We start from the raw sequence: 23477 nt of genomic DNA on the forward strand, positions 1-23477 counted from the left end.
AAAATAAAAACAATGAAAGCCAAAAATCGTAAATCGTAAATCAACAATTGTAAATCAAATTAATGTTATACTATCTTTTTGAATATTTAGAACAACAGTTTCAGATTCCTGGAGCTTCACTCTTTGGGTTTTTAACCTTTAGAGCTGCTGTGGCTATAATTTTATCCTTGTTAATTTCTACGATTTATGGTAAACGTATCATCCGTTTTTTACAGAAAAAACAAGTAGGTGAAACGATAAGAGATTTAGGGTTAGAAGGGCAAGTTGAAAAAGCAGGTACGCCAACTATGGGAGGTATTATTATCATATTGGCTACACTTATTCCGGTATTACTACTTGCAAAACTCGAAAATATTTACATCATTCTACTTATAGTAACAACCTTATGGATGGGTGGTATTGGGTTTTTAGATGATTACATTAAGAAGTTTAAAAATGACAAAGAGGGCTTAAAAGGCAAGTTTAAAGTACTTGGCCAGGTAGGTTTGGGTATTATCGTTGGTGCAACGCTTTATTTTCATGATGATGTTACCATAAAAGAGAAGTTGCCTATAGCGCAGCAAAAAGTATTGCTGGCAGAAAACCCAGATATACCAGCAGCTAAATTATTTGAGCCAGAAGAAAAATCAACCAAAACTACAATTCCGTTTGTAAAAGGAAATGAGTTTGATTATTCGAGTTTAATAACATGGATAAATCCAAAATTTGAGAAATATGCTTGGATTATTTTCATTTTAGTTACCATAATTATAGTTACAGCAGTTTCTAACGGAGCCAATCTTACAGATGGTATAGACGGTTTGGCAGCAGGTACGTCTGCCATAGTGGTACTGACTTTAGGAATTTTTGCGTGGGTTTCTGGTAATATTATTTTTTCAGAATATCTCAACATTATGTATATCCCAATGGTTGAGGAAATTACCATATATATTGCTGCATTTGTGGGTGCATTAGTCGGTTTCTTATGGTATAACGCTTACCCAGCACAAGTATTTATGGGTGATACAGGGAGTTTAACTATTGGTGGAATTATAGCGGTAATTGCCATTGCAGTTAGAAAAGAGTGGTTAATACCATTGCTGTGCGGCATCTTTTTAGCAGAAAATCTTTCGGTAATGCTTCAGGTGAGTTATTTCAAGTACACCCGAAAAAAATATGGTGAGGGCCGTCGAATTTTTAAAATGTCGCCCCTGCATCATCACTATCAAAAATCAGGATATCACGAAAGTAAAATTGTAACACGATTTTGGATTGTGGGCATTCTATTGGCGATTATTTCGATAGTAACCTTGAAAATAAGATAGAAAGCCCATCCTAGCCTTCCCAGAGGGAAGGAATTAATAGAGGTGTAAAAAAAGACAGGCAATAATGTAGGTAAGTACTAAGCAAGATGAAAAATGAAAAAAGTCAGCAAAAAATAAAGAAGTTCTTTCCTTTTGGGGAAGGATTTAGGAAGGGGCTTTTAGTGATACTTGGAGGAGGAGAAAGTGGAGTCGGTACTGCACTTTTAGCAAAGGCAAAAGGATACGACGTTTTTGTTTCTGATAAAGGAAAAATCAAAGAAAAGTACCGAAACGTTCTTTTAAATAATGAGATTGAATTTGAAGATGAGAAGCATACAGAATCACAAATTCTAAATGCAGACATTGTCATGAAAAGTCCTGGAATTCCAGATAAAGTCGCTTTGGTAAAACAAATTCGTGATGCTGGTATAAAAGTAGTTTCGGAGATTGAATTTGCGTCAAACTACACAGAGGCAAATTTGGTTGCAATTACAGGGAGTAACGGTAAAACAACTACAGCAACTTTAACACATCATTTGCTTAAGCAACAATTAAATGTTGGATTAGCAGGAAATATTGGTGACAGTTTTGCAAAGCAAATTCTTGAAAAAAATCATAAAAACTATGTTCTCGAAGTAAGTAGTTTTCAATTGGATGACATTCATGATTTTAAACCAAAAGTTGCTGTTTTAACTAATATCACACCAGATCATTTAGATAGGTATGATTACAAGTTTGAGAACTATATCGCTTCAAAATTTAGAATTGTAGAGAACCAAACAAAGGCAGATTATTTTATCTATGATGCCGATGATGAGGTGATTGCAGAGTGGATTCAGAATAATAAAGTTCAATCTAAAAAACTGCCTTTTTCATTAACTAAGATTATTGAACAAGGTGCATACTATAAAGACAATAAGATAATAATAACAATTGATAATAATCAAATCATTATGCCAACAGAAAACATAACATTAGAAGGTAAACATAACATTAAAAATGCAATGGCAGCCTCTACTGTGTCGCATTTACTCAAAATAAGAAAGCAGACCATACGAGAGAGTTTGGAAAACTTTCAAGGGGTTGAGCATCGTTTGGAGCATGTGTTAAAGATTAATAAAGTACAGTATATCAATGACTCTAAGGCTACCAATGTTAATGCAACATATTTTGCTTTAGAGAGTATGGATGCGCCAACGGTTTGGATTGTTGGTGGTGTAGATAAAGGTAATGATTATAAAGAATTATTTCCGTTTGTAAACGAAAAAGTTAAGGCGATTATCTGCTTAGGTGTAGACAATGAAAAGTTATTTAATGCCTTTGGTAATATGGTTGATGTTATTATAGAAACACAGTACATGAGCGAAGCTGTAAAGATTGCTTATAAAGTGGCTAATGCAGGAGATAATGTACTGCTATCACCAGCATGTGCAAGTTTCGATTTGTTTGAAAATTATGAAGATAGAGGACGTCAGTTTAAAAATGCAATACGTAATTTATAAAAAAGCCCATCTTAATCTTCCCAAAGGGAAGAAACGGTTGTGGCAAAACAAAAAATTAATTAATACTCAACAAATTTTTCCCTCTAGGGAAATGCCTGAAAGGCAAAGGGGTCTGTTATGAATAACATATTTTCACAAATAAAAGGAGATAGAGCCATTTGGGCAATAGTAACGCTATTGGCTATTTTCTCGTTTTTACCTGTATATAGTGCAGCTAGTAATCTAGCCAATTATGGAGACGGTGGTAATACCTTTTCCTTTTTTGTAAAACATTTTATGCATTTATCTTTAGGATTTGCCATAATGTTTGCGGTACACAAGATTCCTTATAAATATTTTAAGGGACTTTCTATGATACTTATTCCGGTGGTTTTAGTGTTGTTGTTAATCACCATTTTACAAGGCTCAACAAATTCAGCAGGTACTAATACTAGCCGTTGGATAAATATTCCTGTGGTAAATATGTCTTTTCAAACATCTACCTTGGCTGCTGTAGTTTTAATGGTGTATGTGGCGCGTTATTTATCTAAGATAAGAGAAAAAACAATGGCGTTTAAAGACACAATTTTACCATTGTGGTTACCCGTATTTTTTGTGCTTGTTTTAATACTGCCAGCCAATTTTTCTACAACAGCAATTCTATTTACAATGGTGATGATGTTGACCTTTATTGGTGGTTATCCAATAAAATATTTATTGGTAATTATAGGCACAGGAGTCCTCTCGTTGGTGCTTTTTGTTTTGGTAGCAAAAGCGTTTCCTGAGGCTATGCCAAACCGTGTAGATACATGGATGAGTAGAGTAGAAAATTTTTCGGATAAAGCAGATACTGAAGAAGATTACCAAATACAGCGGTCTAAAACTGCAATTGCTTCGGGTGGAATTTTTGGTTTAGGACCAGGTAAAAGTCCAACAAAATATTTATTACCACAGTCGTCATCAGATTTTATTTTTGCTATTATTATTGAAGAATATGGATTAGTTGGTGGCCTATTTTTATTGGTGTTATACTCATGGTTGTTGTTTAGAATAGTCATAGTTTCTCAAAAGTCAGATACAATTTTCGGAAAACTTTTAGTCTTAGGTGTTGGTTTGCCCATCGTGTTTCAAGCATTAATAAATATGGCTGTTGCTGTAGAATTGTTTCCTGTTACAGGTCAAACGCTTCCCTTAATTAGCAGTGGAGGGACTTCTATTTGGATGACCTGCTTAGCGATTGGTATTATTTTGAGCGTAAGTGCAAAGCGTCAAGAAATTAAGGAAAATGAAATTTTTGAAGGTGATAATCCTTTAGACATATTAAGCGAAACGATTTAATGAGTAACTATAAATTCATATTATCAGGTGGAGGTACAGGAGGTCATATTTATCCTGCCATTGCCATTGCAGACGAATTAAAGACGCGCTATCCTAATGCAGAGTTTTTATTTGTTGGTGCTTCGGACCGCATGGAAATGGATAAAGTACCGCAAGCAGGTTATAAAATTGAAGGCTTATGGATTTCTGGAATACAGAGAAAACTAACGCTAAAAAATTTAATGTTTCCATTTAAATTAATGACGAGTTTATTGCGGTCGCGAAAAATTATAAAAGATTTTAAGCCAGATGCTGTAGTTGGTACAGGAGGTTTTGCTAGTGGCCCGTTATTGCAAGTAGCAACATCAAAAAAGATTCCTAGTTTAATACAAGAACAAAATTCATATCCAGGAATTACTAATAAATTATTGGCTAAAAAAGTGAATACAATTTGTGTGGCTTACGAAGGTTTAGAAAAGTTTTTTCCAAAGCATAAATTAAAACTTACAGGTAATCCTATTAGAAAAGATTTACTCAAAATAAAAGGAAAGCAAAAAGAGGGCAAAGCTACTTTTAATCTTAAACACAATATACCAACACTTTTGGTTTTGGGAGGGAGTCTAGGCGCGAGACGAGTCAATCAACTTATCGAGGCTAATCTTGCTTTTTTTAAAGCGCAGAACGTAGAGTTGGTTTGGCAATGTGGTAAATTGTATTACGATGCATACAAACAACATAATGAATTAGACCACGTGCAAGTTCATGCGTTTTTAAACACTATGGACATGGCCTATGCTGCTGCAGATATAATAATCTCAAGGGCAGGTGCAATATCGGTTTCTGAGTTATGTATTGTTGGTAAGCCAACGATTTTTATACCGTCGCCGAATGTTGCAGAAGACCACCAAACAAAGAATGCTAAAGCCGTAGCAGATAAAAATGCAGCAGTTTTAATACGAGAAAAAGATTTAGATGCTGAGTTTCAAAATGAATTTGCAGCATTGATTTCAAAACAAGAAAAACGAAAAGAACTAAGTAATAATATTGAAGCTTTAGCTTTAGTGAATGCTACAAATGCTATTGTAGATGAAGTAGAAAAGCTTATCAATAAATGAGTGCAAGCAATAAAAATACACGTTCTAGTGAGAAAGCCTTTTCTTCTGGGAAGGGTTTAGAATGGGCTTCTAATGTCTATTTTATAGGTGTTGGAGGCATAGGTATGAGTGCTTTGGCGCGTTATTTTGTGGCTAAAGGAAAGCAGGTTGCAGGTTATGATAAAACAGCAACCGACATCACAAAAGGATTAGAAGCCTTGGGAGTAGATATCTGCTTTAATGATACTGTCAATGAAATAGGTTCGCAGTACTTAAATAAAGATGAAACTTTAGTGGTTTACACGCCAGCAATTCCTAATTCACATTCTCAATTAAATTATTTTAAGACCAATGGTTTTAGGGTGTTAAAGCGTTCTGAGGTTTTAGGCGATATTACTAAACAAACAAAATGCTTAGCTGTAGCAGGGACGCATGGCAAAACAACAACGACAAGTATACTTGGGCATTTGCTTAATGCATGTGATGTGCCAGTTACGGCTTTTTTAGGCGGTATTAGTGAAAACTATAATTCTAATTTAATATTAAATGGCACTGATGTTACGGTTGTAGAAGCCGATGAATTTTACCGTTCGTTTTTAACCTTATCGCCAGATATGGCGTGCATTACATCCATGGATGCCGACCACTTAGATATTTATGGTAACGTTTTAGAATTAGAGAAGTCTTTTAAGGATTTTTCAGAATGTATAAAACCTAATGGGAAGTTATTCGTTAAAAATGGTTTACCGTTAGAAGGTATTACTTATGGAGTTGAAGACGATTCAGACTATAGTGCAAAACATGTAAAAATAAATAACGGAAGTTATGTGTTTGATGTGCAAACACCTAACGGACTATATAAAGATTTTCAATTTAACCTACCTGGTAGACATAATTTGTCGAATGCAATAATCGCCTTGGCGATGGCTGTTAATTTTGGATGCCCTCACAACCAGCTCGCCAAGGGTTTAGCATCTTACAAAGGGGTTAAACGCAGATTTACTTACCAGATTAAAACAGACGATTTTGTGTTTGTAGATGACTACGCTCATCATCCTGAGGAAATTAATGCCGTACACCAAGCAGTTAGAGAAATGTATCCAGAAAAAAAGGTGTTGGTGATTTTTCAGCCACATCTCTATACGAGAACGCGAGATTTTGTTGATGGCTTTGCAGAAAATCTTTCAAAATTTGATGAACTTTTGTTGTTAGATATTTATCCGGCAAGAGAGTTGCCGATAGCTGGAGTAACTTCAAAATGGTTATTAGAAAAAATTAATAATCCAAACAAAAAGTTGATAACTAAGTCACAGTTAATAGATAGTATAAAAACATCCGATGCACAAGTTGTTTTAACCATTGGTGCTGGTGATATTGGTGCAGAAGTAAAACATATAAAAGAGGCATTTAGTGTTGCGAATTAATTATAACTATATAAAAATCATTGGTTTATTGCTTTTGGTGAGTTTCTTGTTTGCGTTTTCGAGGTATAGAAATGCTAAAAGAAAAGTCCCAAAACCAAGCATAGAATTCTTGGGTGAAAACAAATTATTTATCACTGAGGCAACTGTTAGTAAATTGTTAATACAAAATCAGCAGCCGGTTGCGGGACAGCCTAAAGAAATTATAGATTTGAATGAGTTAGAAACTGCCCTAAGTTCTAACCCAATGATAAAGAAAGCAGAAGTGTTTATGTCAGTAAACGGTGAGCTTTCCGCAGAAATTGAACAAAAACGACCTATTGCAAGAGTAAGCACAAATGCATCATATTACATAGATGATGAGGGTTTATACATGCCTTTGTCATCTAACTATACTGCTAGAGTGCCACTAGTTACTGGTGCTGTTAAGAAAAATGATTTAGAAACGGTGTTTGCGTTTGCAAAGATGGTAGATGAAGATGATTTTTTAAAAAAGCACGTCATTGAGATTCGTCAAAACAACGATAAGACCATTGATTTTAAAATTAGAAAAAGCAGTTTTACAGTGCATTTAGGGAGTTTAAAAATGCTCAAAAAAAAGATAAATAATTTAAAAGCTTTTTATCAAAAGGCAACGAAAGATAAGATATTGAATAATTATAAACTTGTAAATCTAAAATTTGATAAGCAAGTTATTTGCACCAAAAAATAAACTATGGACAAGCACAATATTTCGGTAGGTTTAGATATAGGAACCACAAAAATTGTGGCCATGATTGGTCGCAAAAATGACTATGGAAAATTAGAAATTCTCGGTGTAGGCAAGTCTAAAAGTATGGGAGTGCATCGTGGAGTTGTAAATAATATTACACAGACCATACAATCCATTCAGCAAGCGGTTCAGGAAGCAGAAGCTGCAGCTTCTGAAAAGATTAAAGATGTTACAGTTGGTATTGCAGGTCAACATATTCGCAGCTTACAGCATAGTGATTATATTACCAGACCAAATTCAGAATTGGTTATTGACGAGACTGATATAGACCGTTTAATTAACCAAGTACATAAATTAGTGATGCTTCCTGGTGAAGAGATTATTCACGTTTTACCTCAAGAATTTAAAGTAGATGGCCAAGCCGAAATCAAAGAGCCTATAGGCATGTATGGTGGAAGATTAGAAGCTAATTTTCATGTAGTCGTTGGGCAAGTCTCTTCTATAAGAAATATTGGACGTTGTGTTAAGAGCGCAGGTTTGGAGTTAGAAGGCATTACGCTAGAGCCTTTAGCATCTGCAAATGCTGTGTTAAGCCAAGAGGAAAAAGAAGCTGGTGTAGCCTTAATAGATATAGGTGGTGGAACTACAGATTTAGCCGTATTTAAAGATGGTATTATTCGCCATACTGCAGTTATACCTTTTGGCGGCAATGTCATTACAGAAGACATAAAAGAAGGTTGTTCAATAATTGAAAAACAAGCTGAACTTTTAAAAATGAAGTTTGGTTCTGCATGGCCAGGTGAAAATAAGGATAACGAAATTGTTTCTATTCCGGGTTTAAGAGGAAGAGAACCAAAAGAAATTACATTAAAGAACTTGTCTAAAATCATTCATGCAAGAGTTGTAGAAATTATTGAGCAAGTCTATGTAGAGATAAAAAACTATGGACACGAAGAACAAAAGAAAAAACTAATTGCTGGTATTGTTTTAACTGGAGGTGGAAGTCAATTAAAACACCTCAAGCAGTTAGTTGAATATATAACAGGTATGGATACCAGAATTGGGTATCCTAATGAACATTTGGCTGGTGATAGCGACGAAGATATTGCAAGTCCATTATTTGCAACTGCTGTTGGTTTGGTGATGGATGGCTTAAAGCGTCAAGACCGTAAAAAGGCTGAGGAAGATGAAGAAGCGGTACAAACTTTGGCAGGTGTAGAGCAAAATATTACTGAGGCACAGCAAGAGGTTGTTGTTGAGCCACCTGTAAAAGAACGTCGTTCATTTTTAGACAAATTAACCGAGCGTGTAAAAGAGTTTTTAGATAACGCAGAATAGGGCTAAGTGTAAAGAAATTGTCCGGTGGACAATTTTAACGAAGAGCCAGCGCTGAGGCGAGTGCAATTGAAAAATAAAGCATGATGACTTAAATAATCATCATGTATTAAAAATAAAGTAAAGTTTAAAATATATAAAATCCCATAATCTCAAAAAATATGAGTAATAGCAACGAATTTGGAAACATTTCATTTGATTTGCCTAAGCATCAATCTAACGTTATTAAGGTTATTGGTGTCGGTGGTGGTGGTAGCAATGCCATTAATCACATGTTTCAGCAAGGCATAAAAGGTGTTGATTTTGTGATTTGTAACACAGATGCTCAAGCCTTACAGAATAGTGGTGTTCCTAATAAAATACAATTAGGTGTTAACTTAACCGAAGGATTAGGTGCAGGTGCAAACCCAGATGTTGGTGAGCAGGCTGCTGTAGAAAGTTTAGAAGATATTCGCAGAATGTTAGATACCAATACAAAGATGGTATTTATCACTGCTGGTATGGGTGGAGGTACTGGTACAGGTGCGGCACCTATCATTGCAAAAATGGCAAAAGAATTAGATATACTTACCGTTGGCATTGTAACAATGCCTTTTCAATTTGAAGGTAAGATGCGTAACGAACAAGCGCAACGTGGTATCGAAAAATTGCGAGTTCATGTAGATTCGTTGGTTGTTATTAATAATAACAAACTACGAGAAGTTTATGGAAATTTAGGCTTTAAAGCTGGTTTCTCTAAAGCAGATGAGGTATTATCTACAGCTTCAAGAGGAATTGCAGAGGTAATTACACATCATTACACACAAAACATTGATTTACGCGATGCAAAAACAGTTTTAAGTAATAGTGGAACAGCCATTATGGGTTCAGCTACAGCATCTGGACAAACCAGAGCGCAAGAAGCTATAATGAAAGCTTTAGATTCACCATTACTTAATGATAATAAAATAACAGGTGCCAAAAACGTATTGTTGCTTATCGTTTCTGGTTCACAAGAAATTACTATCGATGAAATTGGTGAAATTAATGACCACATACAAAGTGAAGCAGGTCATGGTGCCAATATTATAATGGGAGTTGGTGAGGATGAAGCTTTACAAGAATCTATTGCTGTAACCATTATAGCTACAGGTTTTGATATAGACCAGCAAAATGAAATTTCTAATACAGAAGCCAAAAAAGTAATACACGCCTTAGAAGAAGAGGTGGTTGAGGAAGTGAGTACTCAAGAAAGAGAGCCAGCAATTATAACACCAGATATCGTTTTAGAAGAACAAAAAGAAACACCAATTGTAAAGCATGTATTGATTGATGAGGACGATATTGAGCCAAAAGTAAATACGAGTATGGATATCATTCCTACAACCGATTTACTTAAAAATATGAGTGTAGTATATGATGAGGTATTAGATACAAAATCCGAACCCCAAATTACAAAAGTTGAGCCAGAGGAATTTATCATTACACCAATAGAAAATAAGGCTGAGGCTATTGAGATTGAGCCAGAAGAAGAACAAATTACATTAACTTTTGATTTGCCATTGTCTAATAATGAGCCAGAAAAAATTGAAGAACCAGAGGCTGATGAAGAAAAAATGTTTTTTAGTTTAGATGAAGATATAAAGAACCTTGAGGTCAATGAGCCAGTAGAAATTATTTCAGTAACCGAAGTTAATGAAGAAGGTGAGAAGCGTTATGCTTTAGAAGACGATTTTGAAACCTATGAATCTTCAATGAATACAAAAGCGGAAGGTATAGAGGTTAAAGAAGAAATAGTTTTTGAGAAGAAAGTTTTACCTGTTGAAGACGTCGAAGAAACCTTAGAGGAAGAGATTGACCCAATGAATAGTCCAATTTCTGAGCTTATAAAGGCACGTGCTGATGAGCGAAGAAAACATATGAAAGACTTTAATTATAAGTTTAATACAGCAAAGATTGACGAAATAGAAAAAGAGCCTGCTTATAAAAGACAAGGTGTTAACTTAGAAGATGCACAGCATTCTTCAGAAACTAATGCTTCTAGGATGTCTGTCGGTACAGATGATAACGACGATATTCAATTGAGAAGTAATAATTCATTCTTACACGATAACGTAGATTAATAAGTTTAAGTTAAGTATTATAATATATAATACCAAGGTCTACAACCCAAGGCATTCCCTCAATGTTTTGGGTTTTTTGTTGTGAGTTATCAAAATCAAAACTAACTTTTTTAGTATATTCGCTGTCCGTAAAATTTAAGGAATATGAGTTTACAAGATGATGTTATGGTTGCTATGAAAAAAGCAATGAAAGAAAAAGACCAAACTGCTTTAGCGGCACTTAGAGCGGTTAAATCTGAAATATTGTTAGCAAAAACAGCGTCTGGTTCTGGTGAAGAATTAACGGAAGAACAGGAGATAAAGATTTTATCAAAAATGGTAAAGCAACGCAAAGATAGTGCGGCAATATTCTTAGAACAAGATCGTAAAGATTTAGCACTACCAGAAATAGACCAGGCCGAAGTTATCAGTCAGTTTTTACCAGAAGCCCTAAGCGAAGAAGAAATAGAGAAAGTCGTTATTATGACTATTGATGAGGTTGGAGCACAAGGCATGAAAGATATGGGTAAGGTTATGGGTATTTTATCTAAAAAATTAGCTGGGCAAGCAGATGGGAAAACAATTTCAACAATTGTAAAAACTAAGTTATCTTAAATAGATACTTGGTCTAGCAGGTAATTATGGCCTCGTAGTTCAACTGGATAGAATATCAGATTTCGGCTCTGAGGGTTGGGGGTTCGAATCCCTTCGAGGTCACGAATAAATAGAAAAAGGTTAAAAGAAATTGAGTTTACTCAGATTTTTTTAACCTTTTTCTATTTTTAGAACGGAGCTCTGAAGGATGCGCGAAGCTAATTCTGTTTGTGATAGTTTGTATCAATAAAATATCCTCACTTAAAAGGTTGAAACTTTGTCTTGTTATGGTCACAAATAAATGTAAAAACTGAAAGCTAAATTTAATTTACTCAAAATTTTGTTAGCGGTTTTTTCTTTTTAAAAGGGGTGCTTTGAGGGGTGCAAAAGCAATCCAAAAGGGTATTTAGATGATATTTTCCTTTTGTATTTTGTTAATTAGCAGATTTATTTAGTATAAAGTTTAAATCCTTTATAGATTTAAATTAATAAAAAGTCCAACCCCATAAAATTGAGCTCACGCAGTTTTAAAGGGTTTGGCTTTTAGGTTTAATAATTCTCATCGCTTTAATATTTTTGAAATGGATAATAATGCCTATCAAAACTTAAGGGTTAATTTAAATTATAACTCTATTTCAGTATATTCGGCACATATTTAAGATGTCTATAATTTATCGTTAATAAACCTAATCACCTATAAAGAACCTAACCCTAAAGTTTATGTTTTTAGTTGTCTTTTTTGTGGGTATGACCTTAGTAATCCTTAGCAGATTTTATGTGTTTATTGAGCAGCAATATGCACTAAAATTCAACAGTCCTTTTTTTAGAACTTTTATTCTTTTTAAGAAAACACTGCCTAAAAGCCAACGCCTCATCCTTGAACGCAAATTTTTATTTTACAATCAACTAGACCACAGAGATAAAACTATTTTTCAGCATAGAATGGTCGCATTTATAAATTCAAAAACGTTTATTGGAAGAGAAGGTTTAAAGATAACTGATGATATGAAGACGTTAATTTCTGCCACTGCAGTAATGCTAACCTTTGGCTTTAGGAATTATAAGCTTCATTTATTTGAAAACATAATAGTTTATCCAAAAATGTACTACTCTCAAATTAACGAGACCTATCATAAAGGGGAAATAAATCCGAGATTGAAGACCATTGTGTTTTCGTGGGAAGATTTTGAACATGGCTATAAAGTGGGAGATGATAATCTAAATCTAGGAATTCATGAGTTTGGACATGCTATTCATTTAAATGCCTTTAAAAATAGCGATATTAGCAGCCAGATTTTTAATAATGGTTTTGGGAACATAACTACATATCTTAACGAACACAAAACAGTAAGATTTAAATTAATTGAATCTCGTTATTTTAGGGAATATGCTTTTACAAACCACTATGAATTCTTTGCAGTATTATTAGAAAATTTTATGGAGACGCCAGAGCATTTTAGATATCAATTCCCAGAACTCTATCGCTATATGAAAGGTATGCTCAATTTTAATTTTGCGAATTACTAGTTAAGAATAAATAAAATATTATTTTTAAATCCTTTTAAATTAAATACTTATATGAAAAAAATATTGGTTACAGGTGGTGCTGGTTTTGTAGGGTCACATTTATGCGAACGTTTATTAAATGAAGGTAATGAAGTTATCTGTTTAGATAATTATTTTACTGGTGCAAAAAGGAACATAGAGCACTTAATGGATCATAACTACTTTGAGTTGGTAAGGCATGATATTACAAATCCGTATATGGTAGAAGTTGATGAGATTTATAATTTAGCTTGCCCTGCTTCACCTGTTCATTATCAATATAACCCTATTAAAACCGTTAAAACTTCTGTAATGGGAGCTATTAATATGTTAGGTTTGGCTAAGCGTGTTAAAGCTAAAATATTACAAGCGTCTACGAGCGAGGTTTATGGAGATCCTAATGTACACCCACAGAAAGAAAGTTACTGGGGAAATGTAAACCCAATAGGTCAAAGGTCTTGTTATGATGAAGGTAAACGCTGTGCAGAAACATTGTTTATGGATTATCATAAAGAGAATAAGGTTAAGATAAAGATTATAAGAATATTTAATACCTACGGACCACGCATGCACCCTCAAGATGGTAGAGTAGTGTCTAATTTTATAGTCCAAGCACTAAAAGGCGATGATATTACCATCTTTGGTGATGGAAAACAGACACGAAGTTTTCAGTATGTAGATGATTTGGTGGAAGGTACTTGCCGTATGATGAATAGTAGAGATGGCTTTGTTGGTCCGGTAAATATTGGTAATCCAGTAGAGTTTACCATGTTACAACTAGCGCAAGAGGTAATAGAATTAACAAATTCTAAATCTAAGTTAACGTATTTACCTTTACCTCAAGACGATCCTATGCAGCGTAAGCCAGATATTAGTCTAGCTAAAAAGGAGCTTAATGGCTGGGAACCTAAAGTACATTTAAAAGAAGGACTTAAGCATACTATTAAATACTTTGATCAATTGTTATCAGAATAAATTTATTTGCTCTTGTAAAAGACTTCAAAATAAAAAAAGCCTCATATTTTATGAGGCTTTTTTTATTTAATAATATAGTTGGTCACAATCTACAAAGCAAATATTAATTGTAAGTGAGATTGAAAGTGGTTATTATCAAAACCGCTATCCTTATGATTAAAGGCAAATTTACCTATGGTCTGTAATCTTGCTCCAAGTGTTTTTCTTCTATTAAACCAAACAAGTACTCCACCACCAAGGTTAAATGATAAATTAACTTCATCTACTGAAAAAAGACCAAGACCAGAATTGGCATAAATCTCAAGCCATTCAACGTCTGGTAAGATATGTTTACCAAAATAATACTTAACGTGTGTATCAAAGGATGTATACGTAAAATCTTCTTTCAGAGTAACACCGTCAATGGTATTTCCTTCAGGAAATTTATTTAATGTGAACGCTTGTTCAATAGATAAACCAGAATCCCAAATGAGTTCTACTCCTAAAGATAAAGGCAAGCCATTTGCCCAATCTCCTGGGCTATTAAAAGGTGATCTCGTTCCAAGACTATTTATAGAGTTAAGACCTACACTGGCAAACCAGTCCTTATCGCTTCTTTGCGCAAAAGAAAAAGAACTCACAAAGATTAATATTAATAATAGAGTTGTTTTATTCATGTTAAAATAATTTTATCAAAGTTAAACTTTATGCTTTATAAAACAAATTATAAGTTAAACTTATTAAGTTTAACAAATTCTATGTTAAGATCCTTTTAATAATAAGGTTAAACGCTTGGTAATGCGTTTTCTATCTTTTATTATAGCTTTTCTGTATGCGTTGTTTGTACAGAAAAATTTGATGCGATTTAAGATCAGCTTTAAATTGTATTTTAAAGTAATAATTCTATTCCAAATCTTATAAAATCTTGGGTGTTTGAGTTTATATAAATAAAATTTTTTAGCAAATAACTGATTATCAATTATTTGACCGTTAGTATCTGCAAAAAATAAATTAATTATTGTATTGTAATCTTTAATTATTTTTTCATTATACCATAAGGGCTTTAGTCCTTTTGTTTTTATCAACAAAATAGTGTCGTATGCTGATCTAAAATTAATGTTGTTATATAAATTACCATTATCATTAACTTGAAAGTTTAGAATATTATGTTTTAGTAAATGATTAAACGATGGTATACATATATTATGTTGTGTCTGTTTTTCTTTAAAAATGTTAGTGCTTCTTAAGTCATCATCCGCATAATCCATAAATAATTTACGATGTAATTCTACGGCACAAATAAATTTATTGGTTTTAAGTCTTGGTAAATGTTTATGTTCAAAAAAATCATCGCCCAGCGTATGTTCCGCTGGTGTATAACTGTGGTTTTTTAGTAATTTAAAAGCCTGGTTGAGTTGTTGTTTAGGTATAAGTATATCTATATCTCCAATCATACGTTCGCCTTTATCGGTATACAGATTACTTATTAATAATGCTGATCCTTTTAGAAAAACATAATTAATTTTATGTTCATTTAATAGTTGAGATAAACTTAATATTTGTTTTAATATTAATTCATTTCTATTTCTGTTAAGTTCTGTTATCTCTTTTAGATAAGTATTTAATTCACTAGGTAATACGTGTGTTAGTTTTTTAACTAAAAGTCTACAATATATGGCGGGTAACACTAAGTGTTTGCTTCCTTGTATTACAATGGCGTCCCAGTCTATTAAAGGACTTTTTAGATGAGATTCTAAGTCGCTATTATTTTTTTTAAAACTGAGTATGTCCGCTATATTTTGATATGTCTCAGTTAAATTACGCATAGAAAGATTAATCTGGAAAACAGTAATATACTAATTTATTTGATGATTTTTTAGGTCAGCAAATAACGATTTTATTTTAGTTGTTACACTTTCGGTATCACTGTAGGTTAACTCGTAAAATGTTAACGTTGAGAGCCAATTTAAAAGTTGCTCGGCATGTGTTTCATTATGAGAGATCCAAGAATCTGGTATAAGGGTTTCCATAACTTTTTTAATAGAGACTTTTTTTAATTGTGTTGTAGATCCTTCTTTGTAGTTAACCATAACAATTGCTTTACATGGGTAGCTACTTGGGTTTGTAATTGTAGGTGGAATATATTTTATAGCACCTTTTGAGGCGTTAAGGGTTGTAGTGGTTAAGTTTTCTAAATTAGGAACATAGGCTTTTAAAGCTTTAAATGCACCATGTTTTATAGAGGTCGCGGACGGATTACTATAGATGTGTCGGTCTTTAGAAAGTATAGGCGAAACATCGTCAGCAACTATTGTGAACCCTTTTTGTGCCATTAAGGTACATAAGGTGCTTTTACCTTTTCCAGATTTACCAACACAGAGTATAGCATTGTGTCCATCAGAAATTGCTGATCCGTGAAATGTGCCAATCCAGTCTGTTTCCTTTTTTTGATGCACTAAACATAAAAGATGCATAAAAAATTTGCCTTGAATAAAATGAAAGTTCTGTTTTTTAGCCGCCTTCAGTAATATTTGGTTTTTAAAGAGCACTAGTTCATCATCTTTAAGATAAACATCAAAAATGGTAGTGGATTTATGTTTTAGAGTAGTCTCTAAATGTGCAATTTGCGGATGTATAATATTTTTAATGGATTCTGATCCAAAATAAATAGAAAAGGTATTTGTTCCTGCTCGGTAATGCTTCAATATTTGACGCTGAGTAGGGTTAAATTTATGCAGAGATTCTAAATGCTCTATATCCGCTTTTATATTACAATTTCTAAGATATAAAGATAGATTATTTGCAATAGAAGCTTGTTGGTTACTGCTATACGTATTTTCTAAATTACCCTTAAAGGCTGCTAATGATTTAGACGCTAAATAGAGGTCTAAAACACTTTTAAAATCGTTATCAACAACACTATAGACATTAGAATACGAGAACCACAAAACCCAAAACTTACCAAATTGTTTTTGATATGTTGGGGAAAGTTTGGTGTCCAATTTTTAAATTATTAATCTAGAGGATTACCTCCTGGATCTGGAATAGACTGAGCCTGAGATGTTTGAGGATTTAAAATTAAAAATGTACCAACAGCCGTTATAGCGGCATATTTTCCCATTTTTTTAATGGCGTCTTTGCGTGTAATTTTATAGGTGTTATTGTCTTTTTTCATAGTTTTGGGCTTGATTTGGCTTCAAAAATAATAAAATAATTCACTTATTGGGTTAAAAAGGTACTCGCTTTTTCAATGCTGGTATGGTAAACTAGGTTTAATATTCAATTTTATATACGAATATTTTAACATTATAGTTTTTTAAACTATAAATCTAACGTCTAAATCTTTTATTTTAAAATTATTTTTTGAGCGATTTTAAAATTAATATTTTTTAATTCTATAACGTAAATCCCTTGTGTTAAGTTGCTTACGTCTATAATATGTTTGCGTTTACTTTGGTTTAAAACATTAGTTTTAATTAATCTTCCTTGTATATCGTAGAGGTTTAAGTCTGTGTCGTTATACAACTCACCGGAGATTATAATGGTTTTGTTAGTAGTGTCCGTGAAGATATTGAGGTTATTTAAAAGATTTTCAGGCCTAGATAATGTTGTGTTAGAAAATCTTATAAAAAATCGTCCTGTACCACTCAAATCTGTAATTGGTGTGGTGATATAGTCATTAGAATTTAATAACGTAATTGTATTAGCTTCGGTATCTTCAAGATATACATCAATAGCGTTTGGAAGTGAAGTGCAGGCAATACTAAATGTTAATTCTTCCCCTTGAAGACTATTAATTCCTAAAGGAATAGAAATATTATTTAGATCCTCCGTGCTCAAAGACTGTATAGCCATGTTTCTACCTTCATTATTTTCAACTAAATGAGAATAAATACTGTAAGTATCGCTAAACTCGTCAAGGGTAGCAGCATCATATCTTGGGTCTAAACCAAGGGTAGAGTTATCATTAAAATAAAAGCTAGTTCTTTCGGTATTTGTACCCTTTGTAAGCGCTAGTTTTAGATTGTAATTAACAATGTTAGCCCTTCCTTCAATAAAATCATCAGTGCCAGAAGTTGTCCTCATATCAGCCGGGAAACCTGTGCTTCCTGTTGAAAATAATACATCGCCAGCATCTCCCATAGCATTGGCTGTCCCTGCTGCTACAAAAAAGGCTTGACCCGGAGCAATGTTTAAAGTATTGTTTGATGTATTATTGATAATTGTAAAATTGCCAGTGGTATCTCCAGATCCGCTGTAAGTACCACTATTATATGCATAAATCGCCATTGCACTCGGGTCTAAAATAGCATCATTAAAATCTAGCCAAGCTTGGGCATCTACATAACTGGCAAAAGGATTTCCAATTAAATTCCATTGAGATCCACCAACTAAAGGTTTTGTAAGCATAATAGACTTATTTGTTTGAAGTACCTCACCTGTAAACGTCAGAGTTTCACCTATAGTTGTAGCCGCTCTATATCCTTTAGCAATTAAAAGATTTTCTGTGCTGTTAGAGTCATAATTTTGATAGTCGGCCAGTAGCGCATTATTCTCATAAGGGCCAAAAGCGTAAGTAGTGACTATAGTTGTTTGTGACGCTAATTTACTTGCGTTGGCAGGATTGCCAGTGGCTAAAAATGTATCAAATGTAAGACCACCAGATGGGAATAATGGTAACGAAATTAAATCATTACCTCCATTACCAGTAGGGCCTGTGCCTACAACGTTAACAAAGCGATTATAATTTGTCGTACCAATAATATTACCATCCGTTATTAAACTAGAAAATGATCTCGATGTAGATTCTAAAGTGATATTGTTTACGGTTAAAGTGCTTCCAGATGCAACTATGACGGCTGCTCCAGGGTTAACAATAACATCATTAAGGTTTACATCTGTGTTTAAAATTACTACGCCATCAGCAACAATCGCGTTGGATGCTCCTGTTGTAGCATCAGGCTCTGCAGGATACCACGAACCACCAGAGTACGCATAACCATTATAGATACCTTCTATTTTAAAATTGTCGAACTCTATAATATCACTACCTCCATTAAGCGTGCCGGTTAATTGTAATCCAACAGTAGAAGTTCCGTCAGCAACAGCAACCGTAATAGTGCCATTTACACCAGGTGCGGTATCCGGATCGTTAAAATATTCTACTGATCCTTGTCCTATTCCATCAATTATAATTTCATAATCTCCTGTTTCTGCATTAGCAAAGGTATGGTAGTCAAAGCTAACCGTGATAGAGGTGTAGTCTGAAACATCAACGTCGTTAAAAGTGAACGTATAAGGTGATAATGTTGGTTCACCATTTTCCCCAGCTAAATCTCTACCAAATGCTGTATTGCCAGAAAAATTGACATTATTACTTGAAGCTGCTTGAATAAATAATCCTTCATTTGGTGTCGACGGATCAACAAAGCGTTGCGACTCTATATCATTATTCCAGTTTGGAAATGTGCCATCAAAATCTTCAATAACAATTGTAATAGCAGGACTAGATTCATTGTCTTCTATAGTTAAATCAAACGTAGATTGCGAGCCTATGGTAGCGTTATTTCCACCTGTAACACTTGTAATATTAAACGTTAAGGTTTCGTCTCCTTCAAAAATGGTATCATCAGTAATTGTAACTGTCAACGTTTCATTCATTGACGAAGCTGCAGGGAATGTTACTGTTTGTGTGGTGTATCCATTAATATCGGTAGCATCACCAGTTGTTAAAACAACGTCAAAACTAGTAGCATTTATAACGTCTTCGTTTGTGATTTCAAACGTTAAATCAATGCTGCCAACATCTTCTAAAATAGTTATTGATGTAGCGGTGAATTGTACCATGGTATCTGTGCTAGGTTCAGAAGTACCAACCCAGTCTCCTGGGTCAAAATCAGTAGGTGCGGATTGAGCAGAATTTGTATGGTTAGTGCACCCTGCAACGGTTGTGTCTGCCCAAACATTCCATTCGGCTTCATTCCAAGTTCCATTTCCTGATGTTACTGTAGCCACTCTTTCTGCTCTTCCATCTTCGAATTCGTGACAAGTGTTTGCGCCATCTTCACCAGGAACTCCAAATATATCTACAATGGTCCCTGTATTATCAATTAAGGCAATGTTATCATCCCCATTACTATCCGCTGGGCCGTTACTCCCTAATTGCACTACTGTGCCAGAAAAATCAGAAAACGTATTTGAAAACGTTGTGCTATTGGCTGCGTAAATTATAAAATTACCTGGTGCTATTGTGCCTGATAAGGTGACATCATTTTGAGGGGCCGTGTTTCCGTTAGTCCATCTTCTGAGTGCCCAAGTTGAAAGGTCTATAGATGAACCACCAGCGTTGTATAGTTCTACATATCTAGATCCTGCACTATTATTAGGATCCGCAAGTTCAGTAATAAAAACTTGTGCAGATCCAATACTGGTGTATGCTAATGTAAGGATGAAAAAGTAAAAATGTTTCATTTATTATAATATTGAATTATTCAATTTGTAGCTATTTAAATAAAAGGTAAAATCTATAAGGGACACTAAATATAGTAAAACAAATAAAAAGTCGTCTCTGTGAGGTGTTAAGAAATGTTTATGCAGTTATTAAAAATAATACTCAACTAAATTTTTGAGCTCTTTATTTTTTTTAGCTTTGTTGCTATTATTTAACCTTTTTTGCAGAAAATGTTAAATACAAATTTATCCTAAAAATATTTTTGAATATGCTATTAGATCTTATAGGTAGACGTAAAAAATTGTTTGAAGACGATTTTAAACAAAAAGAACATATTTTATCAACTAAGGTTAAGGATTCAAAATTTTTAGTTTTAGGAGGCGCGGGTTCTATAGGCCAGGCAGTTACAAAAGAAATTTTTAAGCGTTTACCATTAAAATTACATGTTGTAGATATTAGTGAAAACAATTTGGTAGAATTGGTTAGAGATATAAGAAGCTCTTTTGGTTATATAACAGGTGATTTTAAAACCTATGCTTTAGATATAGGGTCTAAAGAATATGATGCATTTTTTAATGCTGATGGCGATTATGACTATATACTTAACCTATCTGCATTAAAACATGTGAGAAGCGAAAAAGATCCATATACGCTTATGCGTATGATAAATGTAAATGTTTTTAATACCATAAAAACTGTTGAACAGGCCATTGAAAAAGGGGTGAAAAAATATTTTTGTGTATCTACGGATAAGGCGGCTAATCCTGTAAATATGATGGGTGCATCTAAACGAATAATGGAGATGTATCTTATGAAGTTAAGCCATAAAATACCAATTTCTACAGCAAGATTTGCTAATGTGGCTTTTTCTGATGGGTCATTACTTTATGGCTTTAATCAACGCATTCAAAAACAACAGCCCATAGTTGCCCCTAATGATATTAAACGTTATTTTGTTGTACCACAAGAAGCAGGAGAACTTTGTCTAATATCTTGTTTATTGGGTGAGAATAGAGATGTTTTTTTTCCAAAGCTAAATGAATCTTTACATTTAATTTCTTTTGCAGACATTGCAGTTAAGTATTTAAATAAACTAAATTATCAACCTTTTTTATGTAAAACAGAAGCAGAGGCAAGATCTAATACTAGTGCTTTAATTGCTGAAAACAAGTGGCCATGCCTTTTTACAAAAAGTGATACCACAGGAGAAAAAAGTTATGAAGAGTTTTATACGGAGTCAGAAACCTTAGATTTAGAAACCTTTAAGGGCTTAGGCGTCATTAAAAATGAACCTGTTTATGATGAGGATAAATTAAATTATTTTTCAAATTCTGTAAAAAAAATGATGAAGCAAAACGCTTGGTCTAAAAAGGATTTAGTTGATTTGTTTTTTAGTATGATTCCTGATTTTGGCCACATGGAAACCGGTAAATATTTAGATAGTAAAATGTAATGAAAAATTTTGACGCCGTAGTTAGCCAAATACAAAAATTATATAACACCTCAGACTTTATTCCTTTGCATCAACCTTGTTTTAAGGGTAATGAAAAAAAGTATTTAGAAGCCTGTATCGATTCTACTTTTGTATCTAGTGTGGGTAAATATGTAGATCAGTTTGAGGCTATTTTAGCAGATATTACCAATACTGAAAGGGCAGTTGCGGTAGTAAATGGTACGGCAGGGATTCAAGTCGCTTTAAGACTCGCAGGAGTTGAGGCTAACGATGAGGTTTTAACGCAAGCACTTACCTTTGTTGCAACAGCCAATGCTATTTCTTATAATGGTGCACATCCTGTTTTTTTAGACGTCGATTTAGATACTATGGGGTTGTCACCACAAGCGGTTTCAAATTTCTTAGAGGACAATGCAGAATTAAAAGACGGTGACTGTTATAATAAAGTTACAGGGAGAAAGATAAGTGCTTGTTTACCAATGCATACCTTTGGTTTTTCAGTACACTTAGATGCACTTATTAAGGTTTGTAATAAATGGCGTATAAAAATTGTAGAAGATGCTGCGGAAGCACTTGGGAGTACCTATAAGAATAAGCCTCTTGGTAGTTTTGGTGATTTAGGTGTTTTTTCTTTTAATGGGAATAAAATAACAACCTCTGGAGGTGGTGGAGCTATAGTTACCAAAGATGAACGCTTAGCTGAAAAAGGGAAGTACTTAACCACAACGGCAAAACAGCCACATGCTTATGAATATTTTCATAATGAATTAGGCTATAATTACAGAATGCCCAATATTAATGCAGCATTGGCATGTGCTCAGTTAGAACAGCTCAATGGCTTTATCCGCGAAAAAAGAGGACTTGCAATGCGTTATGAGGATTTTTTTAAATCAATGGGTATAAAATTTAGAACCGAAACACAAAACACCAAAGCCAATTATTGGCTAATGTGTATAGAACTGGCTAACAAAAAAGAACGGAATGCTTTTTTAGACTATACAAATTCTAAAGGTGTAATGACAAGGCCAATATGGCAATTAATGTTTAGGCTTCCAATGTTTAAAGATTGTCTAAGGGATAGTCAAAAAAATGCTATATTTTTGGAAGAACGAATTGTAAATATACCCAGTAGTGTTAGAACCTAAAATTGTACTCGTTGGATATTCTGGACATGGAGTGGTTGTTGCCGAATCGGCTAAAGCTAGCCTTATGAACCTTTGTTACTATACGGAAAAAGAATCGCTTAAGTTAAATATTTTTGATTTAGAATATATAGGTTTTGAAGGCGATAGTGATTTTAAATATTGGGATGAAAATTTAAATTTTATTCTCGGTATTGGGGATAATAGTATTCGTAAAAAAGTAGCACAACTTATCTTAAGTCATCATAAAGCCATTCTAAACGTTATAGATCCTACTGCTAATATTTCTAATCATATTAATCTTGGAAAAGGTAACTTTATAGCAAAGCATGCTGTTGTTAATACTTTAGCATCAATTGGCGATTATTGCATCATAAACACAGGTGCAATTATTGAGCATGACTGCAAAATATCTAGTGGTGTACACGTTGCACCAGGTGCCTGTTTATTAGGCAATGTAAGCGTTGGTGAAAATTCATTTATAGGAGCAAATTCAGTTGTAAAAGAAAATACTGTGATTGGAAAAAATGTTGTAGTTGGTGCTAGCGCTGTAGTATTAAATGATATAGAAGATAACACTAAAGTGGTTGGGAACCCAGCAAGAGTTATTTAAT

The 23477-nt window shown here is 33.7% G+C and carries 19 protein-coding genes and 1 tRNA gene; 15 read left to right on the plus strand and 5 right to left on the minus strand.

Going from position 1 to position 23477, the window contains the following annotated elements; genetic code table 11:
- The first annotated feature begins 62 nt into the window (after positions 1-62).
- The 12 genes from mraY (at position 63) to Q0800_RS03335 (ending at position 13838) form a co-directional block, all read left to right on the plus strand.
- A complete protein-coding gene (gene mraY / locus Q0800_RS03280; protein ID WP_299127581.1) occupies positions 63-1304 on the plus strand; it encodes a phospho-N-acetylmuramoyl-pentapeptide-transferase in 1242 nt (413 codons plus the stop codon).
- An 86-nt stretch (positions 1305-1390) separates the two neighbouring features.
- Positions 1391-2785 (plus strand): UDP-N-acetylmuramoyl-L-alanine--D-glutamate ligase, encoded by a 1395-nt coding sequence (murD, locus tag Q0800_RS03285; RefSeq protein WP_299127582.1) that lies wholly within the window; start codon positions 1391-1393, stop codon positions 2783-2785.
- A gap of 117 nt (positions 2786-2902) precedes the next feature.
- Positions 2903-4102: an FtsW/RodA/SpoVE family cell cycle protein gene (locus Q0800_RS03290; RefSeq protein ID WP_299127583.1), complete on the plus strand. Its 1200-nt coding sequence runs from the start codon at positions 2903-2905 to the stop codon at positions 4100-4102.
- Positions 4102-5196 carry an undecaprenyldiphospho-muramoylpentapeptide beta-N-acetylglucosaminyltransferase gene (murG, locus tag Q0800_RS03295; RefSeq protein ID WP_299127584.1) on the plus strand — a complete coding sequence of 365 codons (1095 nt, stop codon included), beginning with the start codon at positions 4102-4104 and terminating at the stop codon, positions 5194-5196. Before Q0800_RS03290 ends, murG begins: the two co-directional genes overlap by 1 nt.
- A complete protein-coding gene (murC, locus tag Q0800_RS03300; protein WP_299127585.1) occupies positions 5193-6599 on the plus strand; it encodes a UDP-N-acetylmuramate--L-alanine ligase in 1407 nt (468 codons plus the stop codon). Before murG ends, murC begins: the two co-directional genes overlap by 4 nt.
- Positions 6586-7308, plus strand: coding sequence for a hypothetical protein (locus Q0800_RS03305; protein ID WP_366518826.1), 723 nt, complete (start codon positions 6586-6588; stop codon positions 7306-7308). Before murC ends, Q0800_RS03305 begins: the two co-directional genes overlap by 14 nt.
- A gap of 3 nt (positions 7309-7311) precedes the next feature.
- Entirely contained in the window at positions 7312-8646 is a 1335-nt protein-coding gene (gene ftsA / locus Q0800_RS03310; protein WP_299127586.1) for a cell division protein FtsA, read from the plus strand.
- Between the two features lie 158 nt (positions 8647-8804).
- Entirely contained in the window at positions 8805-10745 is a 1941-nt protein-coding gene (ftsZ, locus tag Q0800_RS03315) for a cell division protein FtsZ (protein ID WP_299127588.1), read from the plus strand.
- Positions 10746-10889: 144 nt separating this feature from the next.
- Positions 10890-11339, plus strand: a complete 450-nt coding sequence (locus tag Q0800_RS03320; RefSeq protein WP_299127591.1) for a GatB/YqeY domain-containing protein — start codon at positions 10890-10892, stop codon at positions 11337-11339.
- 28 nt (positions 11340-11367) lie between these two features.
- Positions 11368-11441: transfer RNA gene (locus Q0800_RS03325), tRNA-Arg, on the plus strand.
- A gap of 597 nt (positions 11442-12038) precedes the next feature.
- Positions 12039-12845, plus strand: a complete 807-nt coding sequence (locus Q0800_RS03330; RefSeq protein WP_299127594.1) for a zinc-dependent peptidase — start codon at positions 12039-12041, stop codon at positions 12843-12845.
- Between the two features lie 51 nt (positions 12846-12896).
- Complete coding sequence (locus tag Q0800_RS03335; protein WP_299127596.1) at positions 12897-13838, plus strand: UDP-glucuronic acid decarboxylase family protein; 942 nt, start codon at positions 12897-12899, stop codon at positions 13836-13838.
- A gap of 89 nt (positions 13839-13927) precedes the next feature.
- On the opposite strand, the gene Q0800_RS03340 is transcribed toward Q0800_RS03335, so the two are convergent.
- From Q0800_RS03340 to Q0800_RS03360, 5 genes are all read right to left on the minus strand, one after another.
- Positions 13928-14494: a hypothetical protein gene (locus Q0800_RS03340; RefSeq protein ID WP_299127597.1), complete on the minus strand. Its 567-nt coding sequence runs from the start codon at positions 14492-14494 to the stop codon at positions 13928-13930.
- A gap of 84 nt (positions 14495-14578) precedes the next feature.
- Positions 14579-15643: a nucleotidyltransferase family protein gene (locus Q0800_RS03345; protein WP_299127599.1), complete on the minus strand. Its 1065-nt coding sequence runs from the start codon at positions 15641-15643 to the stop codon at positions 14579-14581.
- A 30-nt stretch (positions 15644-15673) separates the two neighbouring features.
- On the minus strand, positions 15674-16819 hold the full coding sequence (locus Q0800_RS03350; RefSeq protein WP_299127601.1) for a hypothetical protein: 1146 nt from the start codon (positions 16817-16819) through the stop codon (positions 15674-15676).
- Between the two features lie 11 nt (positions 16820-16830).
- The gene (locus tag Q0800_RS03355; RefSeq protein ID WP_299127602.1) at positions 16831-16992 is read right to left on the minus strand and encodes a hypothetical protein; all 162 of its coding nucleotides are present in this window, start codon (positions 16990-16992) and stop codon (positions 16831-16833) included.
- A 170-nt stretch (positions 16993-17162) separates the two neighbouring features.
- Positions 17163-20288: a lamin tail domain-containing protein gene (locus Q0800_RS03360; protein ID WP_299127604.1), complete on the minus strand. Its 3126-nt coding sequence runs from the start codon at positions 20286-20288 to the stop codon at positions 17163-17165.
- Positions 20289-20536: 248 nt separating this feature from the next.
- Between Q0800_RS03360 and Q0800_RS03365 the strand changes: the two genes are divergently transcribed.
- From Q0800_RS03365 to Q0800_RS03375, 3 genes are read left to right on the plus strand one after another with little or no spacing between them, the layout of a single operon-like run.
- Positions 20537-21721: a UDP-N-acetylglucosamine 4,6-dehydratase gene (locus Q0800_RS03365; protein WP_299127606.1), complete on the plus strand. Its 1185-nt coding sequence runs from the start codon at positions 20537-20539 to the stop codon at positions 21719-21721.
- A complete protein-coding gene (locus Q0800_RS03370) occupies positions 21721-22866 on the plus strand; it encodes a LegC family aminotransferase (RefSeq protein ID WP_299127607.1) in 1146 nt (381 codons plus the stop codon). The genes Q0800_RS03365 and Q0800_RS03370 overlap by 1 nt, the downstream gene beginning before the upstream one ends.
- Complete coding sequence (locus Q0800_RS03375) at positions 22853-23476, plus strand: acetyltransferase (protein ID WP_299127609.1); 624 nt, start codon at positions 22853-22855, stop codon at positions 23474-23476. Before Q0800_RS03370 ends, Q0800_RS03375 begins: the two co-directional genes overlap by 14 nt.
- Position 23477 lies beyond the last annotated feature (1 nt).

The sequence above is a fragment of the uncultured Winogradskyella sp. genome (genome assembly GCF_937958655.1).
Taxonomy (GTDB): Bacteria; Bacteroidota; Bacteroidia; order Flavobacteriales; family Flavobacteriaceae; genus Winogradskyella.